The organism is Mesorhizobium sp. WSM4983, assembly GCF_029625765.1.
GTDB lineage: Bacteria > Pseudomonadota > Alphaproteobacteria > Rhizobiales > Rhizobiaceae > Mesorhizobium.
Map to the genome: position 1 here is coordinate 123,443 of NZ_JARTVM010000005.1, position 19,079 is coordinate 142,521.

19 protein-coding genes are annotated in these 19,079 nt (G+C 65.6%); 13 read left to right on the forward strand and 6 right to left on the reverse strand.

Going from position 1 to position 19,079, the window contains the following annotated elements:
* Positions 1-120 precede the first annotated feature (120 nt).
* The 10 genes from radA to P9254_RS16925 all read left to right on the forward strand — a co-directional run bounded on the left by radA (position 121) and on the right by P9254_RS16925 (position 10,236).
* A complete protein-coding gene (gene radA, locus P9254_RS16875) occupies positions 121-1,539 on the forward strand; it encodes a DNA repair protein RadA (RefSeq protein ID WP_067001377.1) in 1,419 nt (472 codons plus the stop codon).
* Between the two features lie 27 nt (positions 1,540-1,566).
* Positions 1,567-2,247, forward strand: a complete 681-nt coding sequence (locus P9254_RS16880; protein ID WP_278056433.1) for a CvpA family protein — start codon at positions 1,567-1,569, stop codon at positions 2,245-2,247.
* A 145-nt stretch (positions 2,248-2,392) separates the two neighbouring features.
* Complete coding sequence (purF, locus tag P9254_RS16885; RefSeq protein ID WP_095800085.1) at positions 2,393-3,874, forward strand: amidophosphoribosyltransferase; 1,482 nt, start codon at positions 2,393-2,395, stop codon at positions 3,872-3,874.
* 27 nt (positions 3,875-3,901) lie between these two features.
* The gene (locus P9254_RS16890) at positions 3,902-4,645 is read left to right on the forward strand and encodes an SDR family NAD(P)-dependent oxidoreductase (protein WP_278056431.1); all 744 of its coding nucleotides are present in this window, start codon (positions 3,902-3,904) and stop codon (positions 4,643-4,645) included.
* Positions 4,646-4,721: 76 nt separating this feature from the next.
* Positions 4,722-5,363 carry a hypothetical protein gene (locus P9254_RS16895; protein WP_067330239.1) on the forward strand — a complete coding sequence of 214 codons (642 nt, stop codon included), beginning with the start codon at positions 4,722-4,724 and terminating at the stop codon, positions 5,361-5,363.
* A gap of 130 nt (positions 5,364-5,493) precedes the next feature.
* The gene (locus P9254_RS16900; RefSeq protein WP_067001363.1) at positions 5,494-5,718 is read left to right on the forward strand and encodes a hypothetical protein; all 225 of its coding nucleotides are present in this window, start codon (positions 5,494-5,496) and stop codon (positions 5,716-5,718) included.
* A gap of 426 nt (positions 5,719-6,144) precedes the next feature.
* Complete coding sequence (locus P9254_RS16910) at positions 6,145-6,621, forward strand: VOC family protein (RefSeq protein ID WP_095800086.1); 477 nt, start codon at positions 6,145-6,147, stop codon at positions 6,619-6,621.
* A gap of 119 nt (positions 6,622-6,740) precedes the next feature.
* The gene (locus P9254_RS16915) at positions 6,741-8,243 is read left to right on the forward strand and encodes a S10 family peptidase (protein ID WP_278056428.1); all 1,503 of its coding nucleotides are present in this window, start codon (positions 6,741-6,743) and stop codon (positions 8,241-8,243) included.
* Between the two features lie 141 nt (positions 8,244-8,384).
* Positions 8,385-9,281 carry a DMT family transporter gene (locus P9254_RS16920; protein WP_095800088.1) on the forward strand — a complete coding sequence of 299 codons (897 nt, stop codon included), beginning with the start codon at positions 8,385-8,387 and terminating at the stop codon, positions 9,279-9,281.
* 55 nt (positions 9,282-9,336) lie between these two features.
* Positions 9,337-10,236 carry a DMT family transporter gene (locus tag P9254_RS16925; RefSeq protein ID WP_082954141.1) on the forward strand — a complete coding sequence of 300 codons (900 nt, stop codon included), beginning with the start codon at positions 9,337-9,339 and terminating at the stop codon, positions 10,234-10,236.
* A 148-nt stretch (positions 10,237-10,384) separates the two neighbouring features.
* On the opposite strand, the gene P9254_RS16930 is transcribed toward P9254_RS16925, so the two are convergent.
* Complete coding sequence (locus P9254_RS16930; RefSeq protein WP_095800089.1) at positions 10,385-11,239, reverse strand: LysR substrate-binding domain-containing protein; 855 nt, start codon at positions 11,237-11,239, stop codon at positions 10,385-10,387.
* Positions 11,240-11,351: 112 nt separating this feature from the next.
* Between P9254_RS16930 and P9254_RS16935 the strand changes: the two genes are divergently transcribed.
* Together P9254_RS16935 and P9254_RS16940 are read left to right on the forward strand one after the other, a co-directional pair.
* The gene (locus P9254_RS16935; RefSeq protein WP_067321223.1) at positions 11,352-11,759 is read left to right on the forward strand and encodes a tautomerase family protein; all 408 of its coding nucleotides are present in this window, start codon (positions 11,352-11,354) and stop codon (positions 11,757-11,759) included.
* Between the two features lie 304 nt (positions 11,760-12,063).
* Entirely contained in the window at positions 12,064-14,286 is a 2,223-nt protein-coding gene (locus P9254_RS16940; RefSeq protein ID WP_067321220.1) for an AMP-binding protein, read from the forward strand.
* Positions 14,287-14,513: 227 nt separating this feature from the next.
* Here the strand turns inward: P9254_RS16940 and P9254_RS16945 are convergent, their stop codons facing one another.
* Both P9254_RS16945 and P9254_RS16950 read right to left on the reverse strand, forming a co-directional pair.
* Complete coding sequence (locus tag P9254_RS16945) at positions 14,514-15,329, reverse strand: CDP-alcohol phosphatidyltransferase family protein (RefSeq protein WP_442920323.1); 816 nt, start codon at positions 15,327-15,329, stop codon at positions 14,514-14,516.
* A 3-nt stretch (positions 15,330-15,332) separates the two neighbouring features.
* The gene (locus tag P9254_RS16950; protein WP_278056424.1) at positions 15,333-16,031 is read right to left on the reverse strand and encodes a phosphatidylserine decarboxylase; all 699 of its coding nucleotides are present in this window, start codon (positions 16,029-16,031) and stop codon (positions 15,333-15,335) included.
* A 100-nt stretch (positions 16,032-16,131) separates the two neighbouring features.
* On the opposite strand from P9254_RS16950, the gene P9254_RS16955 reads away from it, so the two are divergent.
* The gene (locus tag P9254_RS16955) at positions 16,132-16,377 is read left to right on the forward strand and encodes a hypothetical protein (RefSeq protein ID WP_278056423.1); all 246 of its coding nucleotides are present in this window, start codon (positions 16,132-16,134) and stop codon (positions 16,375-16,377) included.
* Here the strand turns inward: P9254_RS16955 and P9254_RS16960 are convergent.
* The 3 genes from P9254_RS16960 to P9254_RS16970 form a co-directional block, all read right to left on the reverse strand.
* Positions 16,356-16,697 (reverse strand): antibiotic biosynthesis monooxygenase, encoded by a 342-nt coding sequence (locus P9254_RS16960; protein WP_127215985.1) that lies wholly within the window; start codon positions 16,695-16,697, stop codon positions 16,356-16,358. The two genes, P9254_RS16955 and P9254_RS16960, sit on opposite strands and share 22 nt — an antisense overlap.
* A gap of 129 nt (positions 16,698-16,826) precedes the next feature.
* Positions 16,827-18,710 carry an ABCB family ABC transporter ATP-binding protein/permease gene (locus P9254_RS16965; RefSeq protein ID WP_278056420.1) on the reverse strand — a complete coding sequence of 628 codons (1,884 nt, stop codon included), beginning with the start codon at positions 18,708-18,710 and terminating at the stop codon, positions 16,827-16,829.
* A 7-nt stretch (positions 18,711-18,717) separates the two neighbouring features.
* Positions 18,718-19,065 (reverse strand): ArsR/SmtB family transcription factor, encoded by a 348-nt coding sequence (locus P9254_RS16970; protein WP_067321203.1) that lies wholly within the window; start codon positions 19,063-19,065, stop codon positions 18,718-18,720.
* Positions 19,066-19,079: the final 14 nt, after the last annotated feature.

A 19,079-nucleotide genomic window follows, 5' to 3' on the forward strand; every position in this document is an offset into this window, starting at 1 on the left:
CAAGAAGAGCGCCGGCGGCCAAGCTGCTGATCTCCCCCCTTGCGGGGGAGAGGGCCGGCAGGCCAGAGGGGGGTGGGCGGGAACGCCGGCCTTCGAAAATTTGCGATCGGCCCGACGCTAATGGCCAAATCGCGCGTTCAGTTCATCTGTCAGAATTGCGGCTCGGTGCATCAGCGCTGGGCCGGCAAATGCGACGCCTGCGGCGAGTGGAACACGCTGGTCGAGGAAGGCACCGCGGGCGGCATCGGCTCGGGGCCGGCCAACACCCGCAATGCCCGCAAGGGCCGCGCCGTGGTCCTCACCAGCCTCTCCGGCGACATCGAGGACGCGCCGCGCATCGTCTCCGGCATCGGCGAGCTCGACCGCGCCACCGGCGGCGGCTTCGTGCGCGGCTCCGCCCTTCTGGTCGGCGGCGATCCCGGCATCGGCAAGTCGACGCTGCTGACGCAGGCCGCAGCCGCTTTGGCCTCGAAAGGCCACCGCATCGTCTATGTTTCGGGTGAGGAAGCTGTCGCGCAGATCAGGCTGCGTGCTCAGCGCCTCGGTGTCGCCTCGACGCCGGTCGAACTCGCCGCCGAGACCAATGTCGAGGACATCCTCGCGACAATCGCCGACGGCAAGCGGCCGGACCTGGTGATCCTCGATTCCATCCAGACGCTGTGGACCGATCTTGCCGATTCGGCGCCCGGCACGGTCACCCAGGTGCGCGCGGCCGCCCAGGCGATGATCCGCTATGCGAAATCCACCGGCGCCGCGATCGTGCTCGTCGGCCATGTCACCAAGGAAGGCCAGATCGCTGGCCCGCGCGTCGTCGAGCACATGGTCGACGGCGTGCTCTATTTCGAGGGCGAAGGCAACCACCACTTCCGCATCCTGCGCACGGTGAAGAACCGCTTTGGGCCGACCGACGAGATCGGCGTCTTCGAGATGTCGGACAAGGGCCTGCGCGAGGTCGCCAATCCATCCGAGCTGTTCCTCGGCGAGCGGCATGCGAAGTCGCCCGGCGCCGCCGTCTTCGCCGGCATGGAAGGCACAAGGCCGGTGCTGGTCGAGATCCAGGCGCTGGTGGCGCCCTCTTCGCTCGGCACGCCGCGCCGCGCCGTCGTCGGCTGGGACGGCGCGCGGCTCTCCATGGTGCTGGCGGTGCTGGAAGCGCATTGCGGCGTCCGTTTCGGCCAGCACGACGTCTATCTCAATGTCGCCGGCGGCTACCGCATCTCGGAACCGGCGGCCGATCTCGCGGTCGCCGCAGCATTGGTTTCGTCGCTCACCGGTCTTGCCCTTCCCGCCGATTGCGTCTATTTCGGCGAAATCAGCCTTTCGGGCGCGGTAAGGCCGGTTGCGCATGCGCAGCAGCGCCTTAAAGAGGCCGAAAAGCTGGGTTTCGGAAGCGCGGTGCTGCCGCTCGGCAGCGAGGAAGTCGTTGGCGGTAATGGGGCCGGGGGAATCGCGGCCGGCGCTTTCCAACCCACCGAGCTTGCCGACCTGGTGGCGCGCATAGCCGGCTCACGGCGCAGTCGCGCCGACGAGGGGGAGTGATGCAGCTCATGATGTGGGGCGAAAGACATGCCGATTACGCTGCTTGACGGAATTCTCGTCGGCTTCACCCTGGTCTCAGCGATGCTTGCCATGGTGCGCGGCTTTTCCCGCGAAGTATTGTCGGTGGTGTCGTGGGCAGCGGCGGCGGCGGCGGCCTTCTTCTTCTACAAGCCGGTCCTGCCCTACGTTCAGCCCTATGTCGACAACGACAAGATCGCCATGGCCGCGGCGGCCGGCATCGTCTTTGTCATCGCGCTGATCGTCGTCTCGGTGATCACCATGAAGATCGCCGACTGGATCATCGATTCGCGCATCGGCGCGCTCGATCGCACGCTCGGTTTCCTCTACGGCGCGGCGCGCGGCATCCTGGTCGTCGCGGTGGCGCTATTGTTCTTCAACTGGCTGGCCGGCGCCAAGGCGCCCGCCTGGGTTGCCAACGCCAAGTCGCGGCCGCTGCTCGAGACGATCGGCGCCAAGCTCGAAAGCGTGCTGCCCGAGAACACGGAAGAGCTGGTCAACAAATACACGCGTAAGGGCACGCCCCAGGCCGGCGCGCCGGCGACCACCGACCAGCCCGCGGCCGAACCGCCGGCGACCGGCGACGACAGCGCGACGGCGCCCGACGACAGCGAAGGCGCAGCGCCGGCCGACAATGAGCCGGCTCCAGCCCCCGCCCCGGCTCCCGCCACCCCGTCGCCGGCAAACTGAGGCGCCGGCAAACTGAGGCGCCGGCAAACTGAAACCAGGCCAGTTCCGGCACTGGCCTGGGGCATGTTACGGATGCGGCATCGCATGCGTTGCGTTCGATGAGCGATCGCCTTATATGGCGGTTTTAGCGGAGCTTGAGCCCCAGATGGCAGACTCAACGGCAGACGCAGGCAAAGTCCTTTCCGCCGAGGCCGATGACCATTTCCATGACGAATGCGGCGTGTTCGGCATTTTCGGCCGGCAGGACGCGGCAGCCATCGTCACACTCGGGCTTCACGCGCTCCAGCATCGCGGTCAGGAAGCCGCCGGCATCGTTTCCTATGACGGCACCCAGTTCCACGTCGAGCGTCATGTCGGGCTGATCGGCGACACCTTCACCAAACAGAACGTCATCGATCGCCTGCAGGGCAACCGCGCCATCGGCCACACCCGCTACGCCACCACCGGCGGCGCGGGCCTGCGCAACATCCAGCCCTTCTTCGCCGAGTTGGCCGAAGGCGGCCTTGCCGTCGCCCATAACGGCAACCTCACCAATGCGCTCACCGTCCAGCGCGCATTGCAGAAACAGGGCTCGATCTTCTCCTCCACCTCCGACACCGAGACGCTGCTGCATCTGGTCGCCACCAGCAAGGAGCGCGATTTGAACTCGCGTTTCATCGACGCCGTTCGTCAGGTCGAGGGCGCCTTCTCGCTGGTCGCGATGACGGCCAAGAAGATGATCGGCTGCCGCGATCCGCTCGGCATCCGTCCGCTGGTGCTCGGCGACCTCGACGGCGCCTGGATACTCGCTTCGGAAACCTGCGCCCTCGACATCATCGGCGCTCGTTTCGTGCGCGACATCAAGCCGGGCGAGATGGTGGTCATCACCTCCAAGGGCATCGAGAGCCTGTTCCCATTCGAGCCGCAGAAGACCCGCTTTTGCATCTTCGAATATGTCTATTTCGCGCGGCCGGATTCCTCGGTCGAGGGCCGCAACGTCTATGAGGTCCGCAAGCGCATCGGCGCGGAGCTGGCGCAGGAAAACCCGGTCGAGGCCGACATCGTCGTGCCGGTGCCGGATTCCGGCACGCCGGCCGCGATCGGCTTCAGCCAGGCCGCGGGCATTCCCTTCGAGCTTGGCATCATCCGCAACCACTATGTCGGCCGCACCTTCATCCAGCCGGGCGATTCCATCCGCCACATGGGCGTGAAGCTCAAGCACAACGCCAACCGCCGCATGATCGAGGGCAAGCGCGTGGTGCTGGTCGACGATTCCATCGTGCGCGGCACCACCAGCCAAAAGATCGTGCAGATGGTGCGAGACGCCGGCGCGAAGGAGGTGCATATGCGCATCGCATCGCCGCCGACCAGCGCATCGTGCTTCTACGGCGTCGACACGCCGGAGAAATCGAAGCTTCTGGCATCGCGCATGTCGGTCGAGGAGATGGCCGAGTTCATCCGCGTCGATTCGCTCGGGTTTTTGTCGATCGACGGGCTCTACCGCGCCGTCGGCGAGGCGCGCCGCGACAACGACCAGCCGCAATTCTGCGACGCCTGCTTCACCGGCCAGTATCCTACCCGCCTGCTCGACTTCGAAGGCCACGACAACGTGCGCACGCTGTCGCTGCTGGCGAGCGGCGGATCATAAGCCGGTCCACCCCACGGAATCCCTCACATGACCCTCGACCTTTCCGGCCGCATCGCGGTCGTCACAGGCGCCTCGCGCGGCATCGGTTACTTCATCGCCAGGGAACTGGCCGCCGCCGGCGCGCATGTCGTCGCGGTCGCCCGCACCGTCGGCGGGCTGGAAGAGCTTGACGATGCGATCAAGGCCGACGGCCGCGGACAGGCGACGCTGGTGCCGCTCGACCTCGCCGACATGGCGGGCATCGACCGGCTCGGCGGCGCCATCCACGAGCGCTGGGGAAAGCTCGACATCCTGGTCGCCAATGCCGGTATACTCGGGGTGATCTCGCCGATCGGCCATGTAGAAGCAAAAACCTTCGATAAGGTCATGACCGTCAACGTCACCGCGACCTGGCGCCTGATCCGTTCGGTCGATCCGTTGCTTCGGCTCTCCGACGCCGGACGCGCGATCATCATGTCCTCCAACGCGGCACACTCGGCGCGCGCCTTCTGGGCGCCCTACGCGGCTTCCAAGGCCGCGGTGGAGACGATGATGCGCTCCTGGGCGCATGAGACCGAGAGCCTGCCGCTTCGGGTCAACGCCGCCGATCCGGGCGCCACCCGCACCGCAATGCGCGCTCAGGCCATGCCGGGCGAGGATCCCGAGACGCTGCCGCATCCGTCCGAGATCGCCAAACGCATCGTGCCGCTGGCAAGCCCGGACTTGAAGGAAACCGGGCTGATCTTCCAGGCCAGGCACAACCGTTTCGTCGCCTATCGGCAACCGGAATAAACCTGCCTCAAGGCGGATGAAACAGGCCTCCGGCTACGTTCTTCGAATGTAGAACATTCGAAACCGGAGGACCGACATGCGCAGACTTCTTCTCGTTGCCGCCACCGCCATTACCGCCGCACTCGCCGCCACGGCAGGCGCGGCCCTGTCGCAAGACGCCAAGATGAGCTTCTTCGTCACCAGCGTCGGCTCCGGCAAGGGCGCCGATCTCGGCGGCCTCAAGGGTGCGGACGCGCATTGCGCCTCGCTGGCAGAAGCGGCCGGTGTCACCGGCAAGACCTGGCACGCCTATCTCTCCTCCAGCGCCGAGGATGCGCGCGACCGCATCGGCAAGGGTCCCTGGTTCAATGCCAAGGGCGAGAAGATCGCCGACGACGTCGCCTCGCTGCACAGCGACGCCAACGCCATCAGCAAGCAGACGGCGCTTACCGAGAAGGGCGAAGTCGTCAACGGCCGCGGCGACAAGCCCAACCGCCACGACGTGCTGACCGGCTCCAAGCCCGATGGCACCAAGATCGCCGACCAGACCTGCGGCGACTGGACGATGAGCGGCGCGGAAGGGGCAGCCATGACGGGCCATCACGACCGAGTCGGCCTCGACGAATCGGCCGCGGCGAAGTCGTGGAATTCCTCACATGCTTCGCGCGGCGGCTGCAGCCAGGAGGCGCTGAGAGGCACGGGCGGCGACGGCCTGTTCTACTGCTTCGCTGTCGAATAAGCGTCCGGCCAGCGGTCGTTCACGGGTCTGTGACCAGGGCGGGGGAGCGTATGCCGCCGCCCTGCTTTCGCCATTTGCTGGGAGTTGCTAGCATCGACCCGACTCCGACATCCAGCAAAGAGGAATTCCCATGGCTGCCACCCCCAGCGTAGCGTTGGTCTGGTATCTTGTGATCGCCGGCCCGCAGGGCGGCATGGCGGTGCTGCCCAGCACCTTCGACACCCGCGAACAGTGCACCAACGCGATTGCCGAATATCAGAAGCAACCGACGCCGCAGGGTTGGGCCGTGCAGTGCGTGCCGAGCGCCTCGCCTTTCACCGACGAAGGGGATGCGGAAGTGCCATCGGCACAGTAGCGCCAGCTGATCTCCCCCTCGTGAGCCCTTGTGAGGAGGAAGTGGCCGGGAAGCGGCCGGAAGGGGTCGTCGCGCGTGGCGCGCCGGCTCCTGTCGCCGAATGGAGTTCCGCCACCGCAAGCGCCTCCACCTTGCAGGCGATCAACTGACCGTCGAGCCTGCCTCTGGCCCCGAGTGTGATCAGCGCCTTGACCTGGTCGAGCCTCCTTCAGCGGTGCCTGCAGATGCGGTGGCGTCCATTTGCATCCCTTCCGCAGTTTTCGGTGCCTTGACAGCACGGAGATGCTGGCGGGACAGCGCGCCTCTGCCCCGCCGGGCATCGGACGACACCGTCGCCGATTTCCAAACTCGAAAGCGAGATACCCTGTCGGGTCGAGCGAAACTCGATCGTCCTTGGGCCGTTGCCAGACAGGAAGGAGATCCAGCATGGCCAAGGTGACCTCGCATCTGTGGTTCGAAAAGGACGCGCGGCAAGCGGTGGAATTCTATGTCGCCACCATTCCCAATTCAGCGATCGGCCGCACGACCGATGTGCCGGCGGACAATCCGAGCGGCCCCGCCGGCAGCGTCAAGATCATCGAATTCGTGCTCGACGACCAGAATTTCGTCGCGCTCGAAGCCGGTCCGCTCGATCCGTTCAACCATTCCTTCTCGATCCTCGTCGAGCTCGATAACCAGGCCGAGATCGACCGCATCTGGAACGCCTTTCTCGGCAATGGCGGCAAGCCCGAGCAATGCGGCTGGCTGAAGGACCGCTGGGGCCTGTCCTGGCAGATCGTGCCAAAAATCCTCGGCGACATGGCCGCACATCCCGACCGCGAACGCGCCAAACGCGCCACCGAGGCGATGCTGGGCATGGTGAAGATCGATGTCGCGGCGCTGGAGCGAGCGTTTGGGGGGTGAAGCTGCCAATCTCCCCCGCGACGGGAGAGATCGAAGTTCCAACGCAGCGCCAAGCCTATCCCCTTTGACTTCGGCCGCCCCGGCCATACCTTTGCGGGGGTCATTCCCGCGGAGGTCGCATGCGGTCCAAGTTGAAGCTCCTGCCCTTCATCCTCCTGGCGCTCACAGCCTTTGCGCAGCCAGTCGGCGCCGAAACACCTGAACGGCCGGCGCCGGCCGGCGGCGTGTTGTCGCTTTTGCCGCCGCCGCAGGTCACCGAGCATTCGATCACCCTTGGCGGGCGCAAGCTCGACTACCAGGCCAAGGCCGGCACGCTGTCGCTGCTTTCCGGCAAGGGCGAGGTCACGGCCGAGATCTTCTACGTTGCCTACACGCAGCAGTCGCCTGCCCCGGCCAAAGAGCGGCCGATCACCTTCGTCTTCAACGGCGGGCCGGGCGCGGCCTCCGCCTACCTGCATCTCGGCGCGATTGGCCCGCGCATCGTTGCGACCGCTGCCGACGGCCAATTCCTGCCGCCGCCACAAAGGCTCATCGACAATCCGGACAGTTGGCTCGACATGACCGATCTCGTCTTCGTCGATCCGGTCGGCACCGGCTACAGCCGCGAAGCGCCGGGCCAGGACACGAAAGGGTTCTGGGGCGTCGACCAGGACGCCAGCTCGGTCGGCGCTTTCATACGGCTCTATCTGGCGCAGAACGGCCGCACCGCTTCACCGCTCTTCCTCGCCGGCGAAAGCTATGGCGGCTTTCGCGCCGCGCTGCTCGCCAGGACGCTGCAGGAGGATGCCGGCTTGAGCCCCTCCGGCATCGTGCTGATCTCGCCGGCGCTGGAGTTCATGCTGGTGCGGCCGGACCAATTCGATCAATTGCACTGGGCGCTCGAACTGCCTTCGCTGGCGGCGGTGCGGCTTCGCGCCGACGGCGTCAGCGGCGAGGCGCTGCGCGACAGGCTGGCCGAGGTCGAACGCTATGCGCTTGGCGACTATCTGACGGCTCTCGCCAGCGGGCTGGAGCAAGGCGGCAAGCTCGCCAGCGGGCGCGTGGCGGAAATCACCGGCCTGCCGCTCGATCTCGTCGAGCGCAATTTCGCCCGTGTCCCTACCGGCCTGTTCACCCGCGAGTTCCAGCGCGCCAAGGGCAAGGTGCTCAGCCCTTACGATGCCACGATCAGCACCGCCGATATCTCGCCGGGCAGCGCCCGCATAGAAGGCCCGGATCCGGTGCTTGACCGCAGTGTGCCGGTGCTGACCTCGGCCTTTGTCGCTTACGCCCGTAACGAACTGAATTATCGCACGGATGTCAGCTACCGGCTGCTCAACGGCGAGATCAGTCGCAAATGGGAGTACGGCACCTCGGGGCAAGGCTATGCCGGGGCGATGAACGACCTGCAGCGGGCGCGTTCGCTCAACCCCTCGCTCGGCGTCGTCATAATCAACGGCTATACCGACCTGGTGACGCCCTATCTCGCTTCGCGCTATCTGGTGAACCAGCTTCCCTCACTCGCCGACGCCAAACCGATCCGGCTCGATGTCGTGGAGGGCGGCCACATGATGTACCTCAGGCCCGACGGAAGGCGCGCGCTGAACGAGGCAGCCTCCGAGCTCTACCAGGCGACGCAGTAAGCGCTTCTCGATCGGCCACGAGGGCTCTGCCCCAACGCAAGCGCCGCGCTGGAACAGCGCCGTAGAAGCTTTCGCCCGTATAGCTGGCAGAAGTGGATCCGATGGGGCGGAGCCGCCTCCACGCTGGCAAATCGATACCGCATGGCCGATGTCGTCGTCCTCGAAAGCCGCGAAAGGGTGCTGGCCGGCATCCTGTTCACCGCGGCTGCCTATTTCCTGTTTTCGGCGCAGGATGCCTCGATCAAGCTGTTGGTGGCCGGCATGACGGTGTGGCAGATCATGTTCTTCCGCTCGGTCACCGTCCTTGCCGCCTGCGGCGCGATCGGCAGACGGACGCTGTTCGCCGACACCGCAAACTCGCCCATCGTGCGGCCGATGCTGGTGCGCAGCGCGTTCACGCTCGCGGCCTGGCTCTGCTACTACAACGCGGCACGCTCGCTGCAGCTCGCCGAGCTCACCACCATCTACTACGCCGCGCCGATCATCGTCACCGTGCTTTCAGTGGTGATGCTGGGCGAGACCGTGCCGCTCTTGCGCTGGGCGGCGGTGTTCGTCGGATTCGTTGGCGTCTTCATCGCCTGCGACCCGGCGCGTCTCGGCTTCTCCGTGCCGGTGCTGCTTGTGCTGGCGGCAGCGCTTTTGTGGGGCATCGCCGTGGTGCTCTTGCGCAAGACCGCGATGCAGGAGCGCACGACGATCCAGCTGGTGCTCAACAATTTCTACTTCCTGCTTTTTTCGGCAGTGCCGGCGCTGATCTGGTGGCGCATGCCCGACGCGCCGCAACTCATGCTTCTCATGAGCGTTGGCGCGCTCGGCGGCGTCGCGCAATACATGCTGTTCGAGGGCATGAAACGGGCGCCGGTGTCGATCGTGGCGCCATTCGAATACACCTCGCTGGTCTGGGCGTTTGCGCTGGGCTTCGCCATCTGGGGCGACGTGCCGAGAACCGAAGTTTTCACGGGCGCGGCTTTGATCATCGGCGCCGGCCTGCTGATCGTCGGCAACGAGCATTTCCGCAAACGGGTCGAGGACTCATGACAGAAGGCTGTCAGCAGGAGCGGCATAGTCTGGTACCATGACGGATACGGTCGACATGCCTGAAAAGCTTGCCAAGGGCACCGCCGACGCCACAGCCGAGCGCATGCTGGGCGTGGTGCTAGTCTCGGCCTCGGCCGTCGCCTTCGCGCTCACCGGCGTGCTGACCAAGTCGATCCATGCCGATCCGCTGACCATCACCTGCTGGCGCGGCTTCTTCGGCTCGATCCTGATTGCTCTTTACGTGCTGTGGCGCCGCCGCCGCTCGGGCGGGCGCGAGAGCCTCAGGCTCGGCTGGCGCGGCTGGCTGCTTGCGGTCGAGGGGGCTGCCGCCAGCATCGCCTTCATCGCGGCGTTCAAATACACCTATGTCGCCAATGTCGCGGTGATCTACGCCACCTCACCCTTCATAGCCGCACTGCTTGCCTTGCTGCTGGTGCGGGAAAAATTCCGGCTGCAGACGATGCTGGCGGCGGCCGTGTCGCTATGCGGCGTCGCCGTCATGGTGGGCGGCGGCTTTGGCAGCGGCCACCTGTTCGGCGACGGGCTGGCGCTTTTGATGACCACCGGCAGCGCGCTCTACATGATCATGGTGCGCGCCTTTCGCGACTCGCCCGTCGTCTGGGCCGGCGCGGTGTCGGCCTTCCTGCTCTTCGTCCTCGGCTGGTTCGTCACCGACCCGGTTGCCGTTTCGACCCGCGATATGGTGCTGCTTGCCACCTTCGGCTGCTCCTTCGCGCTGGCCTCGATCCTGTGGACCGAAGGTTCGCGGCTTATCCCCGCCGCCGAATCCGGCCTGCTCGGCTCGGCCGAAGTGCCGTTCGCCATCCTGTTCGCCTTGCTGTTCCTCGGCGAATTCCCACCGCTGGCCAGCATCGTCGGCGGCGCGATCGTGCTTTGCGCGGTTTTCGCGCACGCCGCACGCGACTGGTCGAGAGCCAAATCGACGCGTTCGTAATTTTTTTTCGCGGTCACGGAACCATCACCCGACTCAGGCATTGTTAGATCGACGGGTCACCCCCCAAGTCCCCCCAAACCCCTCGACCCGTCCGACTAGAAGCCGACCCGCAAAAAGGTCGGCTTTTTCTTTGGGCGTTCCTTGCCGTTCAGGGCGGCAGCGCCAGGCCGTTGCCCAGAAGCTCCGCGAGATCCCGCGGCGGACGAGCCGCCTCGCGGCCGAGCCGGATGGCGAAGCCGGCCATTGGCAGCGGCGGCAGGTCGAGATCGGGGGACGCTTCCACGATACCGGAATGGGCAAGACGCCGGGTGCGCGGCGTCAGCGCGATGCCGGCATTGACCGCGCTGCGCAGGCCGGCAAGGCTGGAGCTGCCGGCAGCGATGCGGTAGCGGCGGCCGGCGGCGTCGAGTGCATTGAGCGCAGCCTCCCTGAAGCCGCAATATGGATCGAGCAGCGCCACCGGCACCACGTCCTGCCGCGTCGCCAGCCCTTTTTCCGAGCAGAGCCACAGCATCGGCTCGCTGATCAGGAACGCTTCATCCGGGGATGGCGCATGGCGCATGGTGATCGCGAGATCGAGCTGGCCCGCCTGCAGCGCGGACCCGAGCTCCAGGGAGCGGCCGACGCGCAGCTCGATCCTGACGCGCGGATGGCTGGCGGCGAAGGCGCGCAACAGCTCCGGCAGGCCATGATCGGCAAAGTCCTGCGTGGTTCCGATGGCGATGCGACCGCCGACGCGCGCGCCTTTCAGCGCCAGCCAGGCCTCGGTGTGGACGGCAAGGATGCGCCTGGCATGGCCGACAAGGTCCTCGCCGGCAGGCGTCAGCCCGCGCCCACGTCCCTGGGGCGCAAGCAGCGGCTCGCCGACGACCTCCTCCAGCCGCTGCATCTGCGCCGTGACGGCGGATGGGGAGCGGCCAACAGCGGACGCCGCCCTGGCCAGGGAGCCACCATCGACGAAGGCCAGGAAGGTTTTGAGCAGGTCGGGATCGAGAGTTTCCATAATTCGATATTATCGAAGTAATTGACAAAAACAATTCGATTTTTTTGACGCATGGCTAGTGGCATGGTCCCTTCATCGGCGGCGCGAAGCCGTCAGAGCGAAGGAGAGAAGAATGCCGATCATCAACGTCAGCGTCACCGGCGAGCCCGACGCAAAGGGTTCCGCCGCGATCGCGAAGGAGATCACCGAGATTACGGCCACGCAACTGCGCAAGGACCCGACCATCACCGCGGTTGCGATCAGCTACGTCGATCCGCAGCACTGGTTCGCCGGCGGCAAGTCGCTGGCCGAGCATGGCACGAGCACCTTCTGGCTCGACATCAAGGTGGTGGACGGCACCAACACCAAGCTCGAGCTCGAAGCGTATCTCAAGGCGATTTTCGACGCCTTCGGCCGCCTGCTCGGCGGCGTCCATGAGGAAAGCTACGCGCTGGTGCATGAGGTTCCGGCGGCGGCCTACGGCTTTGGCGGCAAGAGCCAGGAGTTCCGCTTCATCAGCGGGAGACTGAAGGTGGCGTAGCGGCACGCCTTTCCCCGCTCCCCTGTGCGAGACGGTGGGTCGGCGCGCAGCGTCGAGACGGATGAGAGGTTTTGGAAGAAGCACGGCCTGGAAGAATCGATTGCTTTCAGGTACTTACATCTCCAGCGAAGCGATCCATCCAATACCCTCATCCGTCCGGGCTTCGCTCGGCCACCTTCTCCCGCAAGGGGAGAAGGGAGCGCCCTACCAGCCCCACATTGACCTTGCCCCCACTTCCGCTACCTTCTGCCACCGAAGCGGCCGCGCAAGAGCCGCACCGTGGAGGACGTTGGGAGAGAGCGGCATGATCCTGACATTGGCGCTGCTTGCCGGTCTTGTCTTTGCCTGGCTGCTGATTGGCGTGATCGAAAGGTTCCGGCTCGATCTGCGCTTTACCCAGGCGTTGCTCTACGTGCCGTTCAAGCTCGCCTACCGTATTGCCGACGACCGCATCCGCATTGCCCGCAATGCCCGCACGCCGGTGATCTATGTTGTTTCGCACCAATCGCGCATCGAGCCGGCGCTGATGCTGTCGCTCTTGCCTGACGACACGCTGCACATTCTGGACGAGGCCTCGGCCCGCTCGCCCTGGCTGGAGCCGTGGCGCGAGCTTGCCCGCACCATCGCCTTCAATGCCGAACATCTCTTCGTCAGCCGGCGGCTGGTGCGCGTGCTGAAGGGCAAGGGCCGGCTTGCGGTCTATCTGCCCGACGACGTCGAGCCGGACGTCAAGTCGTTCCGGCTGTTCCGCGCCATCACCCGCATCGCCATGCAGGCCGACGCCCGCATCGTGCCGATCTTCGTCGCCGGTGCGCGCGACCTGCCGATGTCGCTGACGCCGGCCGACAAGGCGCCGCGTCACTGGTTCCCGCGCCTGTCGCTCAGCGTGCTGGAACCGATGACCGTGGCCGAGCTGGTGGCTCGCAACCCCGACATGGCGTCGAACACCAACGCCCTGTTCGACCGGTTTGCCGAGGCGCGGCTCTACGGCAGCAATCTCGACCGCGGCCTGTTCCTGGCCATGCGCGACGCGGCGGATCGCGTCGGTGCCTCGCATCCGATCATCGAGGACGTGATTTCGGGCGCGCTCAGCTATCGCAAGATGTTCATCGGCGCGCGCGTGCTCGGCCGCCGCTTCGAGGCGGTGACGGCGCCCGGCGAAGCGGTCGGCCTGCTCCTGCCCAATGCCAATGGCATTGTGCTCTCCTTTGTCGGGCTTATCTCGGCGGCCCGCATCGCGGCGATGATCAACTACACCGCCGGCCCGGCGAGCGTCACCGCCGCGATCCGCACGGCGGTCATTCGCACAGTGGTCTCTTCTCGCGCGTTCATCGAGAAGGCCGCCATCGACGACATCGTCACCGCCGTCGAGGCGGGCGGCGCCAAGATGCTATGGCTGGAGGATGTGCGCGAGAGCGTGACCTTGCTCGACAAGGTCGCGGCGGCGCTTTTCTGGCGTTTTCCGCTGCAGCGGCAGCAGGCGTCGAAACCAGCGGTGATCCTGTTCACCTCGGGCTCGGAAGGAACGCCGAAGGCGGTGGTGCTGTCGCACCGCAACCTTCTCGCCAACGCCATGCAGGCCGAGGCGCGCATCACGATCTCGCCGGCCGATATCCTGCTCAACGTGCTGCCCGTCTTCCATTCGTTCGGGCTGACCGGCGGCACTATCCTGCCGCTGGTAACCGGCGTGAAACTGTTCCTCTATCCCTCGCCGCTGCACTACAAGATCATTCCGGAGATCGCGCGCAAGGTGAAGCCGACCGTCATGTTCGGCACCGACACTTTCCTCGCCAACTATGCCCGCACTGCCAAGGACGGCGATTTCTCCAGCCTGCGTTTCGTTGTTGCCGGCGCTGAAGCGGTAAAGCCCGAGACAAGGCGCACCTACCGCGACCGTTTCCAGGCATCGATCATCGAAGGTTTTGGGCTGACCGAGGCGGCGCCAGTGGTGGCGGTGAACACCGCCATCCACAATCGCGACGGCACGGTCGGCCGGCTGCTGCCGGCGATCCGCATGAAGCTTGAGCCGGTCGAGGGCATCAGCGAGGGCGGCCGGCTGTGGCTCGACGGGCCGAACATGATGATGGGCTACATGACCGCCGACCGCCCCGGCGAGTTGCAGCCGCTCGAGGGCTGGCACGACACCGGCGACATCGTCTCGGTCGACCGCGACGGCTTCATCACCATCCGCGGGCGGGCAAAACGCTTTGCCAAGATCGCCGGCGAGATGGTGTCGCTGGGTGCGGTCGAGATGCTGGTGCAGTCACTGTGGCCGGAACAGCGCCATGCCGCGGTGGCGGTGCCCGACAAAAGGCGCGGCGAGCGCATCGTGCTGGTCACCACGGCCGACGATGCCAATGCCGAAGAGCTGCGCCAGTTCGGCAAGAAGGCCGGCGCGGCCGAGTTGATGGTGCCCAATGACATCATCAAGGTGGAAGAAATCCCGGTGCTGGGTTCCGGCAAGACGGATTACGTGTCGGCGCGGAAGCTGGCGATCGACCGGCTGGGATTGGGGGTAGCGGCTTAGGCCGTATCGCAAGCGCTGGCGGGACAGCGCCCCCCTCTGTCCTGCCGGACATCTCCCCCACACGGGGGGAGATCAGATGCCCTCTCGGCTTTCGCCAATCAGCATCGTTGCAGGATACGCGGCTTGAACGAAGCTGCCAATTTCTCCCCCAAGTGGGGAGATGTTCGCCAGGACAGAGGGAGGCGCGAAGGAACTCGGCGGCTCGAAGTCGCGCCTCTCGAGCGGGTTCAGCCGATATCCGAAGGCGGCACCTTCTCGCCTTCGCGGATGGCCCGCTTCGAATAGGCGCGCACCGAAAACGGCAGAAAGACGAGGTAGCCGGCGACCGAGGCGGTCAGCGTGTACCAGGGATAGGCCATCAACAGCAGGATGTAGAGCACCACGCCGAGGATGACCGGAAGCACCCTGTCTCCCGGCACCTTGACGCTCTTGCCCGAATAGACCGGCAGGCGACTGACCAAGAGGAAGGCGACGAGCACGGTGAAGCCAGAGGCAACGAAGGCCGCCCCCCGGGTCGGTTCCAGGCCGAGCCGCAGGAAGTAGAGATAGCAAGGCAGCATGACCAGCACCGCGCCCGCCGGCGCCGGGACGCCGACGAAATACTCGGTCTGCCAGGCCGGCTGGTCGGTGTCGTCGGCCAGCACATTGAAGCGGGCGAGCCGCATGCCGCAGGCAATGGTGAACAGGAGTGCCGCGATCCAGCCCGGCGAGCCGGCGCGGTCGAGCAGGAAGGCATAGAGCACCAGCGCCGGCGCGACGCCGAAATTGACGATATCGGCCAGCGAATCCATCTGCGCGCCGAACTTCGAGGTCGCCTTCAGCATGCGCGCCAAGCGGCCGTCGATGCCGTCGAGGAAGGCTGCGAGCAGCACCATGACCACGGCCGGCTCGAAGCGGTCCTCGAAGGCGAAGCGGATGCCGGACAGGCCGGCGCAGATCGCAAGAACGGTCACCAGATTGGGCAGCACCATGCGCATCGGTATTTCGCGGATGCGAGGGCCGCCGCTGGCGTGTGCCTCGAACTTCTTGAAAGGCGCGCCCACCGCTCAGGAAATCCTGACCAGCGGGGCGACCGCCGCGCCGCCGAACTCGGCAAGCACCGTTTCGCCGCCCACCGCCGTCTGGCCGACGGCGACGCGCGGCACGGCGTTCGACGGCAGGAAGACGTCGACGCGGGAGCCGAAGCGGATCAGGCCAAAACGCTCGCCGATGCCGATCGAGCCGCCCTGCTCGGCCCAGCAGACGATGCGGCGCGCCACAAGGCCGGCGATCTGCACGGCGGCAACGGTGCCGTTGGGACTGTCGATGACCAGCCCGTTGCGCTCGTTCTCCGAGCTTGCCTTGTCGAGCTCGGCATTGAGGAATTTGCCGGGACGATGCTCGATGCGCGTGATCCTGCCGCGCACCGGCGCGCGGTTGATATGGCAGGAAAAGACATTCATGAACACCGAGATACGGATCATTTCGCCCGTACCCAGACCAAGCTCGCGCGGCGGCACGGCAGGCCCGACCGCCGAAACCACGCCGTCGGCCGGGCTGACCACCAGCCGGTCGTCGACCGGCGTGACGCGCTCTGGGTCACGGTAAAAATAGATGCACCAGCCGGTGAGGATCAGCCCGAGCCAGAACAGGATCGAGGAGAAATAGCCGAGGAACAGCGTTGCCGCGCCGAAGGCGGCGATAAAGGGATAGCCCTCGCGATGGATCGGAACGAACGTATTCTTGATCGTATCGAGAAGCGTCATAGGGCGGGGCGGTCGCTGTTTCAGTCCGGTCTGAATAGCGGAAAGCCCCCCTCCCCGCAACGCAACAATGGGAGAGGCGAATAGCGAGGGACTCATAGCCGTGATTTTAGCGCCGGCACTGTGTCAGGGTGCGCGAGGGCGGTGCGAAATCGACAAGGTCGAGGTCGATCGGGGCTGCTTTGCCTGCATGCTGGGCGGTGCCGACGGCAGGACGCTGTTCATCACCGCCGCCGAATGGCGCGGCTTCGAGAACATGGTCGGCGACGCCCGCACCGGCCAGGTACTGGGCGTCGCCGCGCCTGCACCCGGCGCAGGCTGGCCGTCTTACACCTCCGGCACGCGCTGATAGTGCGCGATATCCGCCTTGACGCCGAGGCGGGCGATCGTTGCCTGAGGGCTGAAGGCGATGCGCTCGTGCGCGGCCTTGACGATCGGCACGACGTTGTCGACCGCGGCCTGGCTTTCCCATTCGACCATGGTGACGATGTTGAATTCGCCGGGGCCGGAGAACTGCTCGAGCAGGAAGTCCTGCACGAAGCCGTCCTGCTGGCGCAGCAATTCGTGCGTCATCCTGACCTTGCCGAGGATCTCGTCGCGCGCTTCCGCCGGCACGACGAATTTGTCGACCCGGAACACGCTGCCAGCGCGTTGATCTTTATTATTCATCGATCGGTCTCCGTTCTTGGAAGGCTTGCTTCGCAGGGGTTCGGAGCCGGTTTGCAAGCTCAAGCTAGGTTGAGGTCAACAGAATTTTACCCTTTCCTCTTTCCCTTACGGGAGAAGGGGAAGTAGGCGCTAGCTCACCTCCGACGTCCTTCTCCGTACGATCACGCCGAACTCGTCGCTTTCACGCGCAATGCGCAGGCGCTCCTCGGCTTCGGTGGCCTCGCGCTGGCGGTCCCACATCGAGGCATAGAGGCCCTGCTGGCGCAAGAGTGCGGCGTGGGTGCCGCGCTCGGCGATCTGGCCGTCCTTCAGCACGATGATCTCGTCGGCCGAGATCACCGTCGACAGCCGGTGGGCAATCACAAGGGTGGTGCGGCCCTTGCTGACGAGGTCCAGCGCCGCCTGGATCTCCTGCTCGGTCTGGGTGTCCAGCGCCGAGGTCGCCTCGTCCAGCATCAGGATCGGCGGGGCCTTCAGGATCGTGCGGGCGATCGCGACCCGCTGCTTCTCGCCGCCCGACAGTTTCAGGCCGCGCTCGCCGACCATCGAGCGGTAGCCGTCGGGGAGTTTTTCGATGAACGGCCCGATCTGGGCGAGTTCGGCGGCCTTGCGCACCTCCTCCTCGCTGGCGCCGATGCGGCCATAGCGGATGTTGTAAGCGATGGTGTCGTTGAAGAGCACCGTGTCCTGCGGCACCATGCCGAGCACCGCGCGCAGGCTCTCCTGGGTGACGTCGCGGATGTCCTGGCCGTCGATCAGCACCTGGCCGCGCTGCACGTCATAGAAGCGGAACAGAAGCCTGGAGATGGTCGACTTGCCTGCGCCGGAGGGGCCGACGATGGCGACCGTCTTGCCGGCCGGCACCTCGAAGGAGACGCCCTTCAGGATCTTGCGGTTTGAATCATAGGAGAAGTGCACGTCGCGGAACTCGACCTTGCCGGCACTCACCTTCAACGGCCTGGCGTCCGGCTTGTCGACAATCTCCTGAGGCACGTCGAGCAGGTCGAACATGTGCTCGATATCGGTCAAGCCCTGGCGGATTTCGCGATAGATGAAGCCGATGAAGTTGAGCGGCACCGACAGCTGCATCAGCATGGCGTTGATGAAGACGAAATCGCCGACCGACTGCGTGCCGGCCTGCACCTCCAGCGCCGACATGCACATGACGACGACCGTGCCGAGGCCGAAGATGAGACCCTGGCCGAAGTTAAGCCAGCCGAGCGAGGTCCAGGTCTTGGTGGCGGCGGTTTCATAACGCGCCATCGAGCGGTCGAAGCGCTCGGCTTCCATGCGCTCATTGGTGAAATATTTGACCGTCTCGAAATTCAAGAGCGAGTCGATCGCCTTGGTGTTGGCGTCGGTGTCGCTTTCGTTCATGTCGCGGCGGATCGAGATGCGCCAGTCGCTGGCCTTGACCGTGAACCAGACATAGATCCACACGGTGACCGCGACCACGGCGACGTATTTCCAGCCATAGGTGTAGGCGAAAATGCCGGCCGTCAGCGCGAATTCGAGAATGGTCGGCGCCGTGTTCAGCATGACAAAGCGCACGATCGTCTCGATGCCCTTGGTGCCGCGCTCGATGATGCGCGACAGACCCCCGGTGCGGCGCTCAAGATGGAAGCGCAGCGACAGCTGATGCATGTGGACGAAGGTGCGGAAAGCAAGCTGGCGCACCGCATATTGGCCGACGCGGGCAAACAGCGCGTCGCGCAGCTGGTTGAAGCCGAGCTGGACCAGCCTCAGCACATTATAGGCGATGACCAGCATCACCGGCGCGAGCATGAAGGCGGGCAGCGGCGGCGGCGTCTTCGAGGCGTGGGCGAGCGCATCGGTTGCCCATTTGAAGAAATAGGGGCCGGCGACCAGGGTGACCTTGGCGACGACGAGAAGCAGCGTCGCCCAGGTGACGCGGGCTCTCAAGTCGGCACGGTCGGCCGGCCACATATAGGGCCACAGATTGCGCAGAGTGGTGAGGGTGCCGGTTTCGGCGGAGACGGTCTTGTCGGCCATTTTGTTCTTAGCTTTCTTTCATGCTTTCGCCGCAGCAGGAATCGACCAGGGCCGCGAGCGACGCCGAGACCTCGGCGAGCGTAGCGCGGTCCACCGCGTAGCGTGAACGCTGGCGATCCGCCTCGAAGCGGACGAGCCCTGCTTCGACCAGGATCTTCAGATGCTGCGAAACGGTCGACTGGGCGAGATCGAGATGATCGACCACCTCGCGGCAGGAGCAGCAGCTACTGGCCGAGAGATGCTTCAGGATCTCAATGCGTGCCGGATGCGACAGCGCCGCGAACCGCGTGGCGATGCCGCGGCTGTCGAGGGCTCGGCTATTGAGGGCGCGGTTGACGGATAGGGATTCGGTCATCGTTCATCGCCGAT

Excerpts from the sequence above, each read along its gene's own strand:
- P9254_RS16965 (WP_278056420.1), bottom strand. The coding sequence starts at position 18,710 with ATGGCCGACAAGACCGTCTCCGCCGAAACCGGCACCCTCACCACTCTG.
- purF (WP_095800085.1), top strand. The coding sequence starts at position 2,393 with ATGGCAGACTCAACGGCAGACGCAGGCAAAGTCCTTTCCGCCGAGGCC.
- P9254_RS16880 (WP_278056433.1), top strand. The coding sequence starts at position 1,567 with ATGCCGATTACGCTGCTTGACGGAATTCTCGTCGGCTTCACCCTGGTC.
- P9254_RS16910 (WP_095800086.1), top strand. The coding sequence starts at position 6,145 with ATGGCCAAGGTGACCTCGCATCTGTGGTTCGAAAAGGACGCGCGGCAA.
- P9254_RS16895 (WP_067330239.1), top strand. The coding sequence starts at position 4,722 with ATGCGCAGACTTCTTCTCGTTGCCGCCACCGCCATTACCGCCGCACTC.
- P9254_RS16915 (WP_278056428.1), top strand. The coding sequence starts at position 6,741 with ATGCGGTCCAAGTTGAAGCTCCTGCCCTTCATCCTCCTGGCGCTCACA.
- P9254_RS16950 (WP_278056424.1), bottom strand. The coding sequence starts at position 16,031 with ATGACGCTTCTCGATACGATCAAGAATACGTTCGTTCCGATCCATCGC.
- P9254_RS16890 (WP_278056431.1), top strand. The coding sequence starts at position 3,902 with ATGACCCTCGACCTTTCCGGCCGCATCGCGGTCGTCACAGGCGCCTCG.
- P9254_RS16900 (WP_067001363.1), top strand. The coding sequence starts at position 5,494 with ATGGCTGCCACCCCCAGCGTAGCGTTGGTCTGGTATCTTGTGATCGCC.
- P9254_RS16920 (WP_095800088.1), top strand. The coding sequence starts at position 8,385 with ATGGCCGATGTCGTCGTCCTCGAAAGCCGCGAAAGGGTGCTGGCCGGC.
- P9254_RS16930 (WP_095800089.1), bottom strand. The coding sequence starts at position 11,239 with ATGGAAACTCTCGATCCCGACCTGCTCAAAACCTTCCTGGCCTTCGTC.
- P9254_RS16970 (WP_067321203.1), bottom strand. The coding sequence starts at position 19,065 with ATGACCGAATCCCTATCCGTCAACCGCGCCCTCAATAGCCGAGCCCTC.
- radA (WP_067001377.1), top strand. The coding sequence starts at position 121 with ATGGCCAAATCGCGCGTTCAGTTCATCTGTCAGAATTGCGGCTCGGTG.
- P9254_RS16960 (WP_127215985.1), bottom strand. The coding sequence starts at position 16,697 with ATGAATAATAAAGATCAACGCGCTGGCAGCGTGTTCCGGGTCGACAAA.
- P9254_RS16935 (WP_067321223.1), top strand. The coding sequence starts at position 11,352 with ATGCCGATCATCAACGTCAGCGTCACCGGCGAGCCCGACGCAAAGGGT.
- P9254_RS16940 (WP_067321220.1), top strand. The coding sequence starts at position 12,064 with ATGATCCTGACATTGGCGCTGCTTGCCGGTCTTGTCTTTGCCTGGCTG.
- P9254_RS16925 (WP_082954141.1), top strand. The coding sequence starts at position 9,337 with ATGCCTGAAAAGCTTGCCAAGGGCACCGCCGACGCCACAGCCGAGCGC.